Consider the following 16,933-nt stretch of genomic DNA (forward strand, 5'->3'; position numbering starts at 1 on the left):
TAAAAAAAACGAATAATGTATTTAGCAATTTTTATCATTGTTTAATCAGAAGGTGATTGGATTTGAAAGCTGAAATTATAGCTGTAGGTACAGAACTGCTCTTAGGGCAAATAGCTAATACAAACGCCCAAATCATATCAAATGCGTTACAGGAAATTGGGATTGATGTTTACTTTCATACTTGTGTGGGCGACAATCAAGAACGGTTGCAGAGTGTTTTGGAAACAGGGCTTAGGCGTTCCGATATTATTGTTTTAACGGGAGGTTTAGGCCCCACCAAGGATGATTTAACTAAGGAAACTGTTGCCGCCTGTCTAAACCTTTCGCTGAAACTAGATAAATACTCTTTGGATAAAATCAAGAGTTATTTTGCCAAAAGAGGAAGGCCCTTTACTGAAAATAATTACAAACAGGCCCTGGTTCCCGAAGGTGCTATAGCTATTGAAAACAAAAAGGGAACAGCTCCTGGAATACTCTTAAATAAAGACGGTAAAATAATTATTATGCTGCCGGGACCTCCCAGGGAAATGGAACCGATGCTTAGAGATGAGGTTATACCTTATCTTTCAAAAATGAACAGCAGCACCATATTCTCAAAAGTTTTGAAGTTCTATGGCATTGGTGAATCGGCCCTAGAGGAAAAACTAGAGGATTTAATATCTAAACAAACAAATCCCACAATTGCTCCCTTGGCAAAAATGGGAGAAGTCACCATAAGGCTTACTGCTAAGGCTGAGAATCGCATGGCAGCTGAAAAAATAATAAAACCTGTTGAGGACGAGATTATTAAAAGAGTAGGAAAGTTTTTATATGGCTATGATGATGATTCTGTAGAAGACATAGTTGCCAGGTTATTAGCTAAATTTAACAAAACCATCGCCATAGCGGAATCCTGTACAGGAGGGTTAATGGCCCATAAGCTTACCAATATTCCTGGAATATCGCGTTTTTTTGAAAGGGGCGTAGTTTCTTACAGCAATCGTTCAAAGGAAGATTTATTAAATGTAAATCCTGATACACTGGAAAAATTCGGTGCTGTTAGCGAAGAAACTGCCAAAGAAATGGCTCAGGGTATAAGAATTTCTTCTGGCACTGATATCGGTGTATCAATAACAGGTATAGCCGGACCAGATGGTGGAACCCCTACAAAACCCGTTGGTTTAGTATATATCGGCTATTCAGATTCTAATATATGCTGTGCCGAAAAACACATTTTTATAGGTGAAAGAGCAGATATCAAAGAACAATCCGTAAATAGCGCTTTTCATCTGGTGAGAAAAAAGATACAAGATTTGGGTGATTAAATGAATTGGAAAAGAGCCTTTGTTATTTGTATTTGTGCCGTTTTAGTTACATTTGTATTTATTAACACGTTTGCTAGTGTCATGTTAAATCTAGAGGGCGTAGAACTTTCTTTAAGCTTAGAATTGGCACAAAAAGGCTCGACTACCATACATTTACCACCCATAGGCGTTCTAAAAGCTTACACACATAGTGCTCCAATTAGCTTAAATATTACTTTACACAACATAGATTTAGACTTACTAAAAATCGTCATAGAGAGTATAAATGATAAATACCAGTTAATTTCTATAGTAAAGGAAGATGTGCAAAAGGCCATTAAACTTCTAGTCATTAAAACACTGATATTGAGTGTCGTTGGAAGTATCTTTGTAGCATTGATCTTCAGACTTACAAAAAGAGAATTTATAAGTTATTCAGTTGTCAGTTTATTACTTGTTGTCGTTTTATTAAGCTGGACTTTTTTTTCTTATGATATTGCTGCCTTCGATAAACCTGAGTACTTTGGCACATTAAAAGCAGCGCCGTGGCTTATAGATATTTGGAATAAAGGAATTTCCCAAATAAATGAATTGGGCGAGCAGTTAAAAAACATGTCTGATGGTATTTCAATGGTCTTTTCACGACTGGATAATCTAGCTTCTACTGAAGAATCAATGGTTAGGGTCCTTCATGTCAGTGATATTCACAATAATCCCGCTGCTTTTGATTTTATGGAGCAGATAGTTCAAAATTTTAGCGTTGATTTTGTTATTGATACAGGAGATTTCACCGATTATGGCACAATTTTAGAAGATATGGTCATAAAAAATTTGTCAAAGCTTCCAGTTGATTATATTTTTGTAGCCGGTAATCACGATTCACCTAATACTGTGGAAATGCTGTCGGCAATAGAAAATGTTACCATATTGGATTGCGAAATGATTAATGTAAAAGGCATAAATATTTTAGGTTTTTCCGATGTAAGTTCAAAGGCGTTAAGGATTGATTCTTCTGATGAAGTTGATAATTTAAAGCTTAATTTGACAATTCGCGATAAATTAAGAACCTTAAGCGAAATGCCAGATATTTTAGCGGTTCATGATCCTGAAGCTACAGCAGGATTAACAGGTTTAGTTCCTATAATTTTAAACGGCCATGTTCATAAGGCTTCGTTAAAAGAAGAAAACGGTACTCTTATAATTAATGCCGGAACTACCGGTGCTGCTGGCATACGCGGCATCCAATCGAAAAATGACATTCCTTACTCTGCAATATTACTATATTTTAAGAATGATGAAGCTCTAAAAAAACCTCAGTTATTTGCAGCAGACATAATCAAAATTTCAAATCTCAAAGCAGGTTTTCAGGTGGAAAGGATTTTCTTTGACCAGGAGGACCGAAAATGAGGTGTTTTATAGCAATAAATTTAGATTCATCTGTTAAAGCCGAAATTAAAGACTTCATATTGCAAAACCATTTAAATCAAAAATTTGAAGGCATAAAATGGGTAAGACCTGAAAATTTTCATATTACACTTGCCTTTTTAGGAGAAATTACAGATGAAGATATTTTATCCGTAAAAAACATGCTAGAGAGTGTAGCATCAAAACACGCATCTTTTCCCATAGAATTATCCGGAACAGGATTTTTTCCAAATATAAAAAATCCCAAGGTTTTTTGGTTAGGTATAAAAGAACAACCTATACTTTTGAAGCTGAAACAGGATATTGACAGAGGCCTTACTGAGTGTAATATACAATATGATAGAAAGCCTTTTTCGCCACATCTGACAATTGGTAGATTTAAGACTCCATTAATAATTAAGCCCGAAACTGTAAAAATTCAAGATTTTAAAGCTTCTTTTTTAGTAACGGAAATTTTTTTAATGAAAAGTGAATTATTTTCTGATGGTCCGCTTTATACAGAACTTTATAGTTTTAAACTCGGCTAATTTATATTATTTAAACGTTTAATTTACAAAAGAAGTTTGGAGGTTTTAAAAAAGATGACAGAAAAAAACAAAGCCTTAGAAACTGCTATTGCTCAAATTGAAAGGCAATTTGGCAAGGGTTCCATAATGAGATTAGGGGATGCCGCGGCAAAATTTAATATTGAAGTCATCCCTACCGGTGCTTTGCCCTTAGATTTGGCATTGGGAATTGGAGGAGTTCCAAGAGGCAGGATAATAGAAATATATGGGCCAGAGTCTTCAGGAAAAACTACCGTTGCTCTACATATTATTGCTGAAGCACAAAAAATGGGAGGCACAGCAGCTTTTATTGATGCAGAACATGCCCTAGATCCCACTTATGCAAAAAATTTAGGAGTAGATACAGATAATTTGCTGATCTCTCAACCTGATACAGGTGAACAGGCATTGGAAATTGCAGAGGCACTGGTTAGAAGTGGTGCAGTAGATGTGATAGTAATTGACTCAGTAGCGGCTTTAGTTCCGAAAGCCGAAATAGATGGAGAAATGGGAGAACAACATGTTGGCTTACAGGCGAGACTCATGTCTCAAGCTTTAAGAAAGCTGGCAGGTGCTATTAGCAAATCAAGGACAGTAGCTATTTTTATAAATCAGCTCAGAGAAAAAGTTGGAATAATGTTTGGAACTCCTGAAACCACACCTGGGGGCAGAGCCTTGAAATTTTACGCTTCAGTGCGCTTAGAAGTCCGCAAAAGTGAAATTTTAAAACAAGGCGAGCAGATGTTAGGAAACAGGACTAAAGTTAAGGTAGTTAAAAACAAAGTAGCCCCACCTTTTAAACAGGCAGAATTCGATATAATTTATGGAGAAGGCATATCAAGAGAAGGGTGTGTACTGGATTTTGCCGTTGAGGAAGGTCTTATTCAAAAAAGCGGTGCTTGGTACTCTTACGGAAATGAAAGAATCGGTCAAGGCAGAGAAAATGCCAAGCAATTTTTAAGAGAACACCAGGATATACTAATGGATTTGGAGCGACAAATAAAACAAAAATATAATATCATTAAGCCTGAATCCGAAAGCACTACAGAATCAAAAGAAGGCGCATAAAATGCGAATGTTATTTTTTACAGACACCCATATTCGCGGCACAAATCCTCAAAACAGAAAAGATAATTTTGTAGATACAATATTTCGGAAATTAGAGGAAGTTTTTGATATTGCTAAGGAAAATGATGTAGACATTTTGATCCACGGTGGGGACATTTTTGACAGACCCGATATTGCCCCTTCTTTAGTTAGAGATTTTATAGTATTAATAGACAGGTACTCGCTGCCTATTTATGCTGTCGCGGGAAATCACGATATGTTCGGCCAGAATCCGGTTACTCTAAATAGGACAATGCTTGGCCTGTTAGATGGTGCCGGTATAATAAGATTACTTAGTCCAGGAGAAAAGCTATATTTTAAAGATGGTAATAAAAAAATACAGCTGACCGGTCAGCACTATTTCTACGGTTTAGATGTGGATAGTGGTAAGCAAAGTTATATTGTAAAAAAGGATAAAGATGTAGATGTTGCTGTACATATAGTTCACGGAATGCTTTTGGAAAAGCCTTTTTTTGAGGGGATGGCTTATACGCTAATAGAAGATATACTGGATACTGAAGCTGATATTACTCTAAGTGGCCATTATCATTCAGGGTTTACTACAAAATGCATAGATAACAAATACTTTATCAATCCAGGGAGCTTAGTTAGAATCAACAACAGTTTAAATGAATTACTGAGAATGCCAAAAGTAGTATTGTTAGATTTACAAAATGAAATAAAAATACAGGAGCTCTACCTTAAAAGAGCACTCCCTGGCGAAGAAGTCTTAGATAGGACAAAAGTAGAAACTATGGCATTTAGAGAAAGAAAGCTTTCAGAGTTTATACAAAGTGTTAATTCTACCGGTAATTATGATACTTTTGACATTAATAACATTATAGAACAGATTTCTAAACAACAAAACTTAAAAGAAGAGGTAATTAAAGAAGCTTTAAAAAGAATAGGCCAAGCTCAAGAACTTTTGGGCAATGAAGATTGGCTTGAGGTGGGCTAATTTTGGGATTCATAAAAAGCCTTAAATTAATAAACTTTCAATCGCATAAAGAAACCCATATCAATTTCCATGAAGGTTTAACTGTAATATTAGGACAGACCGACCAAGGGAAAAGTGCTATTATCAGAGCTCTTAAATGGGTACTTTATAATGAACCTAGAGGCACAGATTTTATAACTGCTGGTTGCAAAAATTGTCGCGTTGAGCTCGAGATGAGAGATGGTTCTGTAATAATCCGTGAAAGGGACGGCCATCGTAATCGATATATATTAAAACAAAATGGTCAGGAACAAATTTTCGAAGGGTTTGGGAACACCGTACCCTTGGAAATAGTGAAAGTACACGGCATACCTAAAGTATACATAGACAGAGATGCTACATCAGCGGCAAACCTTGCAGAACAGCTGGAACCACCTTTTTTGATATCTGAAAGCGGAAGCAATAAGGCAAAGGCTTTAGGAAGGCTGGTGGGAATCCATATTATAGATGCTGCTCAAAGAATTACCTTAAAAGATTTGATGGATTACCAACAGCGATATAAATTACTGGAAAGAAATATATCACAATTGACCACTGAACTGGAGTCTTATAAAGACATTGACGAGATTGCAAAAAAAATTTCTCACCTAAATAACATTTTAGAAAAATTAAAGCAGAAAAGGAATATTTTATTAAAGCTAACTCAACTGAAAGAGGAATTTGAGCCAACCAATCGCGAGATAAACAAAAATCAGGATATATTGCTTAAACTGAATTTCATTGAAACTGCAGAACAAAATATGAAAGTCATCGATGGGCTATACAGTAAATATCAATACTTATGTCAAATAAAGAATAAACTTATGACAATTACGGATTCCATTGAAGCTGAACAGAAAGTTATAAACATGACACAAAATTTACCACCCGTAGAACGTCTTTATACAACCATATTGGAATTTAATCAGATGCAAAACAAATTAATTAAGATTAATTTAAGTTTAAAAGATATTGATAAAAATACACAACAAATTAAAAAAGTAATACAAAACACGGCAAATATCCACATGGCCCACAAGACCTTGCACGAAGCTGAAAAATTATTTGAAGTAGCTAAAAACTACATATCAAGTCGCAGCAAATGGGAATTAATAAACCATCAGTTAGAACTTCAAAAACAAGAAGTAGCTCTATATACCAAAATAGAAAAGTCCGAACTATATTTAAATCACCTGTTGCAGAAAATGACAACACTCTTATTTCTTCAAAAGACTAAAGAGTCAATTGCCACTGTTGATTCTTCTATTAGTAAAGGTAAGGCTTATCTACAAAACCTTGAGGAAAGTCTTACTGCAATGGCAAAAGAATATAGCCGGATACTTGAAAAATTTTCCATATGCCCTACATGTCTAAAGCCAATTGATAAGAATACAATACAGAAAATCGTTTCTGATATATTATATTGATCTTTTAAGAGGTGAAGATGATGGATCCAGAAAAAGAGATTCACCAGCTAAAAGAAAAAATTGATAAAGCCAAGGCTATGCGATATAAAGCTGAAGTTCGCCTGGAGGAATTACAAAAGCAACGACAAGCACTTCTAGATGAATTGAGTAAACTTAATGTGAAGCCCGAAGACCTGGATAGAGAGATTGAAAAAATCAGTAATGAAATCAACGACTTATTAAAAAAAGCAAAAGACTTACTTCCTGAGAATTTAGAGGGATAAATATGACTTTAGAATTTGATAAATCTATAGAGGAAATTGAAAAGTATACACAACAGTTAATGGTTGAATATGCCATGAAGAAAAACATTAAGGAAAAACTAGAAAAAGATTTAAATGCCAAGCAAAACGAACTTGAGGAAGTGGCAAATTTAATTGATGTACTGGAGCAGGTGAGATTACTACTTCAAAGAGCCTCCGAATATGCGCGGGAACAAATCAAACAACAAATAGAAATGTTGGTTACCCATTGTCTTCAGTTTGTCTTTGGGCCAAATCTAGAATTTGAAATTGAGTTAAGTGAAGTTCGTGGTAAAACCAATGCAGAGTTTTACGTTGTTTCCACATATGATGATGTAAAAATTAAAACCAAACCCCAGGATGCTAGAGGTGGCGGAGTCGTTGATGTAATATCGCTGGCTCTGAGAATTGCAGTTATACAAAGTACGGATTTATACAAGGATGGTCCACTTATTTTAGATGAACCAGCAAAACATGTCAGTAATGAATATATAAATAATGTTGCTCAATTTTTAAAACAGATTAGTGATGTGTTTCACCGCCAAATTATAATGGTAACTCATAACCAATACCTGAGCGAGATTGCCGACTTGGCCTATAAGGTTGAATTAAAAAACGGTATCAGTGAAGTAACTGAATTTGGTTTAGAATAAGCTATTGCCGTCAAGACCTTGTCTTACATACAATTAGGATACCTTTTCCTTGACATGGTTATTAAAAAAGTATAAAATTATAGTAGTACAGAAACTATGTTTTAGCTTAAGCCTGATGGTTCGGGGGCACGATAGTAAATTAAATTAGAGTATTCTCTATTTAATTAAAAAAACCGAGTTCCCCTCGGTTTTTATTGTTTTATCTACAGGAGGTGAAAAGTATCAACGGTGCAAACTTAATATTGAATTTAATAATCGGAACAATAGCTACAATCGCCGGATACCTTATCCGCAAATATATTGCTGAAGCTAAAATAAACTCGGCTGAGGAATCGGCAAGGAAAATTATAGAAGAAGCCGAAAACCAGGCCGAATCCATTAAAAGGGAATCCCTTATTGAGGCAAAAGAAGAGATCTTAAAGCTTAAGAATGAAGCTGAAAAAGAACAGCGCGAGAGAAGAAATGAACTGCAGCGCACTGAAAGAAGATTAATCCAGAAAGAAGAAGCTCTCGACAGAAAGTTGGATTCTATAGAAAAAAAAGAAGAAGCCATAGCAAAAAAACAAAGCGAAATAAATCAGCTTTACGAGAAAGTTAATGAATTATACTCCCAGCAATTATCAGAACTTGAGCGCATCGCAGGATTAACTACAGAGGAAGCTAAAGAGTTTTTACTAAATAGAATAAAAGATGAGATACGACATGATGCTGCTATAATGATTAAAGAAATTGAAAACCAAGCAAAGGAAGAAGCACAAAAAAGAGCAAGAGAAATTATCACATGCGCCATTCAAAAGTGTGCAGCTGACATTGTTGCTGAGACCACAGTTTCAGTAGTTACTCTTCCCAATGATGAAATGAAAGGCCGGATTATTGGAAGAGAAGGTCGGAATATTAGGGCTTTAGAAACCCTTACCGGTATAGATTTAATAATAGACGATACTCCAGAAGCCGTTATTCTTTCAGGCTTTGACCCAATTAGACGACAGGTAGCAAAAATTGCCCTGGAAAAATTGATTTTAGACGGAAGGATTCACCCAGCAAGGATCGAAGAAATGGTTGAAAAAGCTCAAAAAGAAGTAGATAACATAATAAGAGAAGAGGGTGAAAAAGCTACTTTTGATACAGGTATTCACGGCCTTCACAGTGATCTTGTCAAGCATCTGGGTAAATTATATTTCAGAACCAGTTACGGTCAAAATGTATTGCAACATTCTATAGAAGTTGCTCACTTAGCTGGGGCTATGGCAGCAGAATTAGGTGTAGATGTTAAACTTACTAAGAGAGCTGGTTTGTTGCACGATATAGGAAAAAGCGTTGATCAGGACATGGAGGGCCCCCATGCTTTGGTTGGAGCTGAACTGGCTAAAAAATATGGAGAACCTCCTGAGGTTGTCAATGCTATAGCATCGCACCATAATGACGTTGAACCACAAACCATAGAAGCAATTTTAGTTCAAGCAGCCGATGCAGTTTCAGCAGCAAGGCCTGGTGCAAGAAGAGAAACTTTGGAAGCTTATATTAAAAGACTTGAAAAACTTGAAGAAATTGCAAATTCTTTTGCAGGTGTTGAGAAATCTTATGCAATACAAGCCGGTCGAGAAATTCGTATTATGGTAAAGCCGGAAACTGTTGATGATTTAGGTGTTATAGAAATGGCCAGAGAGATTTCCAAAAAAATAGAAGAGGAATTGGAATATCCCGGCCAAATAAAAGTCAATGTTATTAGGGAAACCAGAGCAATAGAATATGCAAAATAAAGTGCGCAAAGTGCGCACTTTATTTAAATAAAGCCATTGTTATGGGCTTAAGTAGTTTTATATTTACATAATTACAGTTGATTGAAAGCAATATAAAAGTATACTAACTTTGATTGCGAGTTTGAAAAACAAAAATAGGGGCTGAATAAATTTAATGCTAAGAATATTAATGATTGGTGATATTGTCGGTAGACCCGGTAGAACAATTATCAGAGAGAAACTATTAAATATAAAAAACAAGTACGAGGCAGACTTTGTTATCGCCAATGGCGAAAATGCTGCAGGTGGAAATGGAATAACAGAAAAAATTGCTCAGGAACTTTTTATTAGTGGTATTGATTTCTTGACTATGGGAAATCATATTTGGGACAATAAAGATGTTTTTAATTTTATTGAAACAGAAAATCGAATGATAAGACCTGCTAATTATCCTTCTACTGCGCCAGGAAAAGGATACCAAATTGTGCAGACAGGTAAAGGGATGATTGGTATTTTAAACATATCAGGCAGAACTTTTATGCCGCCGTTGGATTGCCCCTTTAGAACTGCAGATGAAATTATACAAAAAATTAGCAGAGTTACTAATATCATTATTGTAGATTTTCATGCAGAAGCCACATCTGAAAAAATTGCAATGGGTTGGTACCTTGACGGCAAAGTTACATTGGTAGCAGGAACCCACACACATGTACAAACCGCTGATGAAAAAATTCTTCCAAATGGCACAGCTTATATCACTGATATCGGCATGACTGGACCTGTCGATTCCGTTTTGGGTATAGATAAAGAAAGTGTAATAAATAAATTTATTACACAGTTACCTGTTAGGTTTGAGGTTGCCAAAGGCCCTGCCGAACTTAACGGGATCTTAGTAGAGGTAAACGAGTTAACAGGCAAAGCTATAGCCATTTACAGAATCAGAGAGACTATGGAAAACTAAAATTTTTTTTAAAATTTTTTAAAACAACAAGGATTTTTGATTAAAATATAGAATAAATAACATAAGAAGCAAAAATTGCAGGGAGGAATTAAATAATGGAAGTTTTAAAGGTATCAGCAAAATCCAATCCGAATTCGGTGGCAGGTGCTTTGGCAGGCGTATTGAGGGAACGCGGAGGAGCTGAAATTCAGGCTGTTGGTGCCGGAGCACTAAATCAAGCAGTGAAGGCAGTAGCAATTGCAAGAGGGTTTGTTGCACCAAGTGGAATCGACTTGATTTGCATTCCGGCCTTTACGGATATTGAAATCGATGGCCAGGAAAGGACAGCTATAAAATTAATTGTGGAGCCTCGTTAACGGGTAAGTTTTATTAAAAATTATTTAATAAGAAAAATAATGACGGCATAAATTAAAAATTTAATGCCGTCTATTTTTGTATAGAAAGTGGTGGTACAAATGAAAGTAGATCTTCATATACACACGACCTATTCTGATGGCCTGCTGACACCTGAGCAAGTAGTAAAAAAAGCTATCGACCGCAATTTACAAGCAATAGCAATTACCGATCATGATACCGTGGATGGCATTTTGCCCGCAATAATTGAAGCTAGAAAATACGAAGGGTTTGAAGTAATACCTGGCATAGAATTAAGCACATATTACGACGGTCAGGAGGTACACATTTTAGGATATTATATAGATTATAAAGATTTAAATCTAAAAAAAGAACTTTTAGACTTACAACAAAACAGGCAACAAAGATTGGAAAAAATCATTTACAAACTAAACAATATAGGTGTACTGATAAATATTAAAGACGTCCAAGAAAAAGCCCGGGGCTCTTCTGTAGGAAGACCCCATGTTGCATTGGCACTCATAGAAAAAGGATATGTAACTTCAATTAAAGAAGCTTTCGATAAATATTTAAGCAAAGGCAGACCTGCTTATGTGCCGAGAAAAAAATTGACACCTTCAGATGCTATCAAATTAATTAAAAATAGTGATGGTATACCAGTACTTGCTCATCCCGGCTTACTTGAAAACGACAGCATTATACACGAATTAATCGAAAGTGGAATTATGGGCATTGAAGTAATTCACAAGGATCACACGCAAATTCATACTGATTGTTATACAAAATTGGCTCTAGAAAATAATTTACTTTTGACAGGAGGTTCAGATTCACATGGAGAGGAGCCTCTTCTACTTGGCACTTTAAACGTTCCAATTGAGTACGTAACCAAACTTAAAGATAAAGCAAAGGTAAAAATGTAAACAATTAAAATTTTATTCATGTATACAATAAGCCAATTCGTATTAACTGGCTTAATTTTTTTTAAATTTATGCAGGAATATTAATAATAATGTAGAATATATTTTAATTAAAAGGACTCCTTAAGAGCCAATAATCTCTCAGGTGATAAATATGGTAAATTTTAAAGCAAATAATATTCCTCTTTACCTTCAAATAAAAGATCATATAAAAAAATACATTGAAGACGGCAATTTGCCTATTGGACATAGATTGCCTTCTGAAAGGGAATTAGCTGAAGAAATAGGCGTTAGCAGAAAGACTGTAAGTCTTGCATATGAGGAATTAGAAAAGGAGGGTATCCTGTCTTCCCATAGAGGTCGAGGAACTTTTGTCATAAAAATGCCAACTAGTGATAAGACAAATTATGAAAGTATTATGCAAGTTATTGATGAATGCCTTAATTCATGTTTAAAAAAGGGCGTTGATCCTGATGCTTTTTTAAGCCTATGCAGTCAAAGGGTAAAAGAATATAAACAAAAGCTCCATAAGCTTAAGATAATGATTGTAGAATGTAATAAAGAGCAACTTGATTATTTTTGTAAAGAGCTGGAATTGGGAGCAGGTGTAACTATTACACCAGTATTATTGCAAGATTTTAAAAAAGACTTTGCAAATATTCCACAAAAGCTAAAGGATTATGATTTTTTAATTACAACGTTATTTCACATTGATGAAGTCAGGCAAATCATTAGTAATCAAAAAATCAACATACTTCCGATTGCTTTGCACCCTCAATTGGAAAGCATTATTAAAATAGCAAGAGTACCAAAACAGAGCTCAATTGGCATTTTGACAATCTCAGAGAATTTTGCAAACAAAGTAGAACGGGTTATTTTTGAGGCAGGGCTTAATTTTAAAAGTATCATAAAATCAACTGCGACAAAACCCTCCGAAATAATACGGTTTTTAGAACAAGTAGATACAGTTATTGTTTCACCAGGTAGAAAGAAACATGTGACGCCTTATCTAAAAAACAATCAGAATATTATTGAGTTTATATTTGTTCCCGATGCTGGCTCTATTAATTTATTAAATACATCTATAACAAAAGATAAATCTAAGTTGGGGTGATATTTTGACGGAAAAAGGTATAAGAATCCTAATTGATGAAAAGGCTTGCAAAAGGTGTGGACTGTGCATAGCTTTTTGCCCTAAAAAAGTTTTTGCTTCTGAGGGCAACAAACCAGTAGTTGTTAATTTAAGTGCATGTATCAATTGTAAATTATGCGAATTGAGATGCCCTGATTATGCTATAATAGTGGGAGGTGACGATATTGGGCAAAAGAGTAATGTTAATGCAGGGAAATGAGGCCTGTGTTGAAGGCGCAATAGCTGCTGGTATGCGTTTTTATGCTGGATATCCCATAACACCATCTACCGAAATCGCTGAGTTATCAGCCGAAAAGCTTCCTAAGGTTGGTGGAAAGTTTATTCAGATGGAAGACGAAATAGCCAGTATGGGAGCTGTAATAGGTGCATCTCTAGCAGGGCTTAAAGCTATGACCGCAACCAGTGGACCGGGTTTTTCCCTGAAACAGGAGAATATAGGATTTGCTTGCCTTACGGAAGTCCCATGCGTTATCGTAAATGTTCAAAGAGGAGGCCCTAGTACTGGTTTGCCCACATTACCAGCTCAAGGTGATGTAATGCAAGCTAGATGGGGAACTCATGGAGATCATCCAATTATAGTTATTTCGCCATCTAGTGTAAGAGAAGTATTTGATATGACCATCAAGGCATTTAACTTATCAGAAAAGTATAGAGTTCCCTGTATTTTACTCATGGATGAAGTTGTAGCACATATGAGAGAAAAAGTAGAATTGCCAGAAGAATTAAATATTGAAATAATAAATAGAAAAAAACCTAAAGCTTCTCTTCCTGATTATAAACCATATAAAGATTATGATGGTGATGGCATACCACCTATGGCAGCCTTTGGTGATGGTACTCCTTTTCACGTAACAGGTCTAATTCATGATGAAACTGGGTTTCCATCTACCGACCCTAAAGTTACGGAGAATTTGTTAAATAGATTAATGAATAAGATTTATAACAATTTAGACGATATTATTGAATATGAAACTGTGGATACAGCAGATGCCAATACGGTAATAGTAACTTTCGGTTCTACCGCACGTTCGGTATTAAGGGCAGTAAAGCTTTTAAGGCAAGAAGGATTTAAAGTGGGTATGCTCAGGCTAAAAACCATATGGCCTTTTCCCCACAAAGCTATAAACGAACTAACTCAAACAGCCACAAAGAATCTAATTGTAGCAGAGATGAACTACGGTCAGTTGATAGAGACTGTTAAAGCCTCTGCTGATGGGGTATTTAAGGTTTATGGATTGAATAAGTATAATGGAGAACTTATTACTCCACAAGAAGTTATAGACAAAGTCAGGGAGGTGGCAGTAAATGCGTAAGGAGCTTGAGAGATATTTTAGAAAAGATAAGCTTCCACATATTTGGTGTCCAGGTTGTGGTCACGGAATAATAACTGGAGCTGTAATTCGTGCTATAGACAATCTAAAACTCGATCAGAACAAAATATGCATAGTGTCTGGAATCGGCTGTTCCTCCAGAGCTCCGGGATATATGAATTTTAATACTTTACATACCACTCACGGACGTGCCCTGGCTTTTGCAACTGGTATTAAAATGGCAAACCCCGAACTGAAAGTTATAGTTCTTACAGGTGATGGAGATTGTGCGGCAATAGGTGGTAATCATTTGATTCACGCTGCTCGTAGAAATATAGATATTACTACAATTGTATTTAACAATAGTATTTACGGTATGACTAGCGGCCAGTATTCACCAATGACACCTAAAGGAGCCTTCGCAACTACAGCACCTTATGGAAATATCGACAGAAATTTTGATTTGTGCAAATTGGCTCAATCTGCTGGTGCTACCTATGTGGCACGAGGAACAGTGTATCATGTTCCACAATTAATAAAATTAATAGAAAAAGCCCTAAAACATAAAGGTTTTTCTTTTGTTGATGTAGCTGATATATGTCCTACCTATTTTGGCAGGAAAAATAAAGTGCCAACACCTGTGGCAATGATGGAAAAAATCCGCGACATGTCGATCACAGTAAAGACAGCAGAGAAGCTGTCTGCAGAAGAACTCTCTGGTAAGATCGTTATTGGTGAGTTTTATGAAGAAAATGCGCTTGAGTTTACCGAAGAATACGCTAAAATTATAAAAACGGCACAGGGGGGGAAATAAGTGGACGAAAGGATTGAAATAAGGTTAAGTGGTTCAGGGGGTCAAGGCTTAATTCTTGCAGGGATTATATTGGCAGAAGCCGCAATTTTAGATGGAAAAAACGCAGTTCAAACCCAATCTTATGGTCCTGAAGCCCGTGGCGGTGCCAGTAGATCAGAGGTGATTATTAGCAACGAAAGCATTGACTATCCAAAAGTATCTAAATCTGACATATTGCTAGCATTAACAGAAGAAGCTATGCTAAAATACAAAAATGGTCTAAAGGAGAACGGGTTACTTATCTTAGATTCCAGCATAGAGAAACCTGATGGCCCTTATAAGATTCTAAGTGTGCCTATACTTAAGACTGCCCAAGAAAAAGTTGGCAAGTCTATTGTCGCTAATATAGTAGCGCTGGGAACTTTGATTTCAGCAACCAAAATAGTTTCAAAAGAAGCTATAGAAAAGGCTGTATTAGATAGAGTTCCTAAAGGCACCGAGGAATTAAACAAGAAGGCCCTTTACGAAGGCTACAAATTAGTAAGTTGAAAAGAATAATTATTGTGAAAGGGGTCAAACCGATGTCTAAAAAAATTAGCCCGGTAGAGGCTGTTCAAAATGAAATTAAACTTGCATGTGAAAAGCTTGGCTTGGACAATTCCTATTATGAACTTTTAAAAGAACCCGAAAGAGTGCTTGTTGTTCAAGTTCCAGTAAGAATGGATGACGGAACCATAAGAACCTTCACAGGATATCGAGCTCAACACTGTACTATAATGGGGCCTGCTAAAGGCGGATTTAGATTTCATCCAGATGTTACCCTTGATGAAGTAAAAGGCCTCGCGATGTGGATGACATTTAAATGTGCTGTCGTGGGAATTCCTTACGGCGGAGGCAAAGGAGGCGTTTGCTGCAATCCTGCAGAGTTGTCTAAAACTGAATTAGAGAGACTTACTCGCAGTTATCTAAGAGCAATTAGTCCTATTATTGGACCTGAAAAAGATATACCTGCCCCTGATGTTAATACAAATGCACAAATAATGGCTTGGTTTATGGATGAATTTAGCAAGATAAAGGGTTATAACGTTCCCGGAGTAGTTACTGGAAAACCCATTTCATTGGGAGGTTCTTATGGAAGGGTACAGGCAACCGGATATGGCGTAACGGTAGCCGTAAAAAAAGTCTGTGAAGTAATGAAAATGGATATTTCCAAAACAAACATAGCCATTCAAGGTTTTGGCAATGTGGGCAGTTATACTGCATTATACTGCAGCAAAAACGGAGCAAAAATAGTAGCCGTAGGAGAATGGGACAAAGATATCGGAACATATGCGTTATACAATGAACAAGGTCTAGATATAGAAAAACTCTTTGATTATAAAGCTAAAAATGGCACTATACTAAATTTCCCAGAAGCTAAAAGGATTAGTCTTGATGAATTTTGGGCCCTTGACGATGTAGATATACTTATTCCAGCAGCCCTTGAAAATGCTATAGACGAAAATAATGCTCCTAACATAAAAGCAAAAATCATTGTAGAAGCAGCCAACGGTCCTATTACACCTGGAGCTGATAAAATCCTTGCTGAAAAAGGAATAACAGTGTTCCCTGACATACTTTGCAACGCAGGTGGCGTTACGGCTTCATACTTTGAATGGGTACAAAATCTGATGAATTTTTACTGGACCGTAGAAGAAGTAAATAGTAAACTAGAAAATATTTTAATAAAAGCCTTTGATGATGTATATGGCATGCATAAAGAAGCCAATGTGAGTTTAAGACAAGCTGCTTATTTAGTCGCAATTAAGCGATTAGCTGACAATATGAAATTGAGAGGTTGGGTATGATAACCCTTAAAATAATTTATTGTTATATAATACCTAATATCCTCGCTTTAGTATGCGAGGATATTAGGTAAGTTTAAATTTCTTTATATATATGACATTTAAAGGGATACGGCAAATCAGTAAGGCTGTCAATATTCTCCTCATGGTAATCTTCCTTTCTGG

General features: G+C 36.0%; 18 protein-coding genes. All 18 read left to right on the plus strand.

The window, feature by feature from the left end; genetic code table 11:
• Nucleotides 1–62: 62 nt before the first annotated feature.
• The 18 genes from JT739_RS04090 to JT739_RS04175 all read left to right on the plus strand — a co-directional run bounded on the left by JT739_RS04090 (nucleotide 63) and on the right by JT739_RS04175 (nucleotide 16,771).
• On the plus strand, nucleotides 63–1,304 hold the full coding sequence (locus tag JT739_RS04090; protein ID WP_237659820.1) for a competence/damage-inducible protein A: 1,242 nt from the start codon (nucleotides 63–65) through the stop codon (nucleotides 1,302–1,304).
• Nucleotides 1,305–2,690, plus strand: a complete 1,386-nt coding sequence (locus JT739_RS04095) for a metallophosphoesterase (protein ID WP_237659821.1) — start codon at nucleotides 1,305–1,307, stop codon at nucleotides 2,688–2,690.
• On the plus strand, nucleotides 2,687–3,235 hold the full coding sequence (gene thpR, locus JT739_RS04100; protein ID WP_237659822.1) for an RNA 2',3'-cyclic phosphodiesterase: 549 nt from the start codon (nucleotides 2,687–2,689) through the stop codon (nucleotides 3,233–3,235). Before JT739_RS04095 ends, thpR begins: the two co-directional genes overlap by 4 nt.
• A 54-nt stretch (nucleotides 3,236–3,289) precedes the next feature.
• Complete coding sequence (recA, locus tag JT739_RS04105; RefSeq protein WP_237659823.1) at nucleotides 3,290–4,321, plus strand: recombinase RecA; 1,032 nt, start codon at nucleotides 3,290–3,292, stop codon at nucleotides 4,319–4,321.
• A gap of 1 nt (nucleotide 4,322) precedes the next feature.
• Nucleotides 4,323–5,318 (plus strand): metallophosphoesterase, encoded by a 996-nt coding sequence (locus JT739_RS04110; RefSeq protein WP_237659824.1) that lies wholly within the window; start codon nucleotides 4,323–4,325, stop codon nucleotides 5,316–5,318.
• A 2-nt stretch (nucleotides 5,319–5,320) separates the two neighbouring features.
• Nucleotides 5,321–6,763: an AAA family ATPase gene (locus tag JT739_RS04115; RefSeq protein ID WP_237659825.1), complete on the plus strand. Its 1,443-nt coding sequence runs from the start codon at nucleotides 5,321–5,323 to the stop codon at nucleotides 6,761–6,763.
• A 20-nt stretch (nucleotides 6,764–6,783) separates the two neighbouring features.
• Nucleotides 6,784–7,026, plus strand: a complete 243-nt coding sequence (locus tag JT739_RS04120) for a hypothetical protein (RefSeq protein ID WP_370642574.1) — start codon at nucleotides 6,784–6,786, stop codon at nucleotides 7,024–7,026.
• A 2-nt stretch (nucleotides 7,027–7,028) separates the two neighbouring features.
• Nucleotides 7,029–7,697, plus strand: a complete 669-nt coding sequence (locus tag JT739_RS04125) for an ATPase (protein ID WP_237659827.1) — start codon at nucleotides 7,029–7,031, stop codon at nucleotides 7,695–7,697.
• 242 nt (nucleotides 7,698–7,939) lie between these two features.
• Nucleotides 7,940–9,457: a ribonuclease Y gene (gene rny / locus JT739_RS04130; RefSeq protein WP_237659828.1), complete on the plus strand. Its 1,518-nt coding sequence runs from the start codon at nucleotides 7,940–7,942 to the stop codon at nucleotides 9,455–9,457.
• 154 nt (nucleotides 9,458–9,611) lie between these two features.
• On the plus strand, nucleotides 9,612–10,397 hold the full coding sequence (locus JT739_RS04135) for a TIGR00282 family metallophosphoesterase (protein WP_237659829.1): 786 nt from the start codon (nucleotides 9,612–9,614) through the stop codon (nucleotides 10,395–10,397).
• A gap of 95 nt (nucleotides 10,398–10,492) precedes the next feature.
• Nucleotides 10,493–10,753 (plus strand): stage V sporulation protein S, encoded by a 261-nt coding sequence (locus tag JT739_RS04140; protein ID WP_237659830.1) that lies wholly within the window; start codon nucleotides 10,493–10,495, stop codon nucleotides 10,751–10,753.
• Nucleotides 10,754–10,852: 99 nt separating this feature from the next.
• A complete protein-coding gene (locus JT739_RS04145; protein WP_237659831.1) occupies nucleotides 10,853–11,671 on the plus strand; it encodes a PHP domain-containing protein in 819 nt (272 codons plus the stop codon).
• A gap of 151 nt (nucleotides 11,672–11,822) precedes the next feature.
• The gene (locus tag JT739_RS04150; protein ID WP_237659832.1) at nucleotides 11,823–12,782 is read left to right on the plus strand and encodes a GntR family transcriptional regulator; all 960 of its coding nucleotides are present in this window, start codon (nucleotides 11,823–11,825) and stop codon (nucleotides 12,780–12,782) included.
• Between the two features lie 4 nt (nucleotides 12,783–12,786).
• Nucleotides 12,787–13,020 (plus strand): ferredoxin family protein, encoded by a 234-nt coding sequence (locus JT739_RS04155; RefSeq protein WP_237659833.1) that lies wholly within the window; start codon nucleotides 12,787–12,789, stop codon nucleotides 13,018–13,020.
• Nucleotides 12,986–14,134, plus strand: coding sequence for a 2-oxoacid:acceptor oxidoreductase subunit alpha (locus JT739_RS04160; protein WP_255688327.1), 1,149 nt, complete (start codon nucleotides 12,986–12,988; stop codon nucleotides 14,132–14,134). Before JT739_RS04155 ends, JT739_RS04160 begins: the two co-directional genes overlap by 35 nt.
• Entirely contained in the window at nucleotides 14,127–14,945 is an 819-nt protein-coding gene (locus tag JT739_RS04165; RefSeq protein ID WP_237659835.1) for a 2-oxoacid:ferredoxin oxidoreductase subunit beta, read from the plus strand. Before JT739_RS04160 ends, JT739_RS04165 begins: the two co-directional genes overlap by 8 nt.
• Nucleotides 14,946–15,473, plus strand: a complete 528-nt coding sequence (locus JT739_RS04170; RefSeq protein ID WP_237659836.1) for a 2-oxoacid:acceptor oxidoreductase family protein — start codon at nucleotides 14,946–14,948, stop codon at nucleotides 15,471–15,473. It abuts the gene before it with no gap.
• 32 nt (nucleotides 15,474–15,505) lie between these two features.
• Entirely contained in the window at nucleotides 15,506–16,771 is a 1,266-nt protein-coding gene (locus JT739_RS04175; protein ID WP_237659837.1) for a Glu/Leu/Phe/Val dehydrogenase, read from the plus strand.
• Nucleotides 16,772–16,933 lie beyond the last annotated feature (162 nt).

The organism is Tepidanaerobacter sp. GT38, from assembly GCF_021991635.1.
Classification (GTDB): domain Bacteria; phylum Bacillota; class Thermosediminibacteria; order Thermosediminibacterales; family Tepidanaerobacteraceae; genus DTU063.

What these genes read in the sequence shown, in the direction of transcription:
- JT739_RS04095 (WP_237659821.1), top strand. Translation starts at nt 1,305, where the DNA reads ATGAATTGGAAAAGAGCCTTTGTTATTTGTATTTGTGCCGTTTTAGTT.
- thpR (WP_237659822.1), top strand. Translation starts at nt 2,687, where the DNA reads ATGAGGTGTTTTATAGCAATAAATTTAGATTCATCTGTTAAAGCCGAA.
- recA (WP_237659823.1), top strand. Translation starts at nt 3,290, where the DNA reads ATGACAGAAAAAAACAAAGCCTTAGAAACTGCTATTGCTCAAATTGAA.
- JT739_RS04110 (WP_237659824.1), top strand. Translation starts at nt 4,323, where the DNA reads ATGCGAATGTTATTTTTTACAGACACCCATATTCGCGGCACAAATCCT.
- JT739_RS04120 (WP_370642574.1), top strand. Translation starts at nt 6,784, where the DNA reads ATGGATCCAGAAAAAGAGATTCACCAGCTAAAAGAAAAAATTGATAAA.
- JT739_RS04125 (WP_237659827.1), top strand. Translation starts at nt 7,029, where the DNA reads ATGACTTTAGAATTTGATAAATCTATAGAGGAAATTGAAAAGTATACA.
- JT739_RS04135 (WP_237659829.1), top strand. Translation starts at nt 9,612, where the DNA reads ATGCTAAGAATATTAATGATTGGTGATATTGTCGGTAGACCCGGTAGA.
- JT739_RS04140 (WP_237659830.1), top strand. Translation starts at nt 10,493, where the DNA reads ATGGAAGTTTTAAAGGTATCAGCAAAATCCAATCCGAATTCGGTGGCA.
- JT739_RS04145 (WP_237659831.1), top strand. Translation starts at nt 10,853, where the DNA reads ATGAAAGTAGATCTTCATATACACACGACCTATTCTGATGGCCTGCTG.
- JT739_RS04150 (WP_237659832.1), top strand. Translation starts at nt 11,823, where the DNA reads ATGGTAAATTTTAAAGCAAATAATATTCCTCTTTACCTTCAAATAAAA.
- JT739_RS04165 (WP_237659835.1), top strand. Translation starts at nt 14,127, where the DNA reads ATGCGTAAGGAGCTTGAGAGATATTTTAGAAAAGATAAGCTTCCACAT.
- JT739_RS04175 (WP_237659837.1), top strand. Translation starts at nt 15,506, where the DNA reads ATGTCTAAAAAAATTAGCCCGGTAGAGGCTGTTCAAAATGAAATTAAA.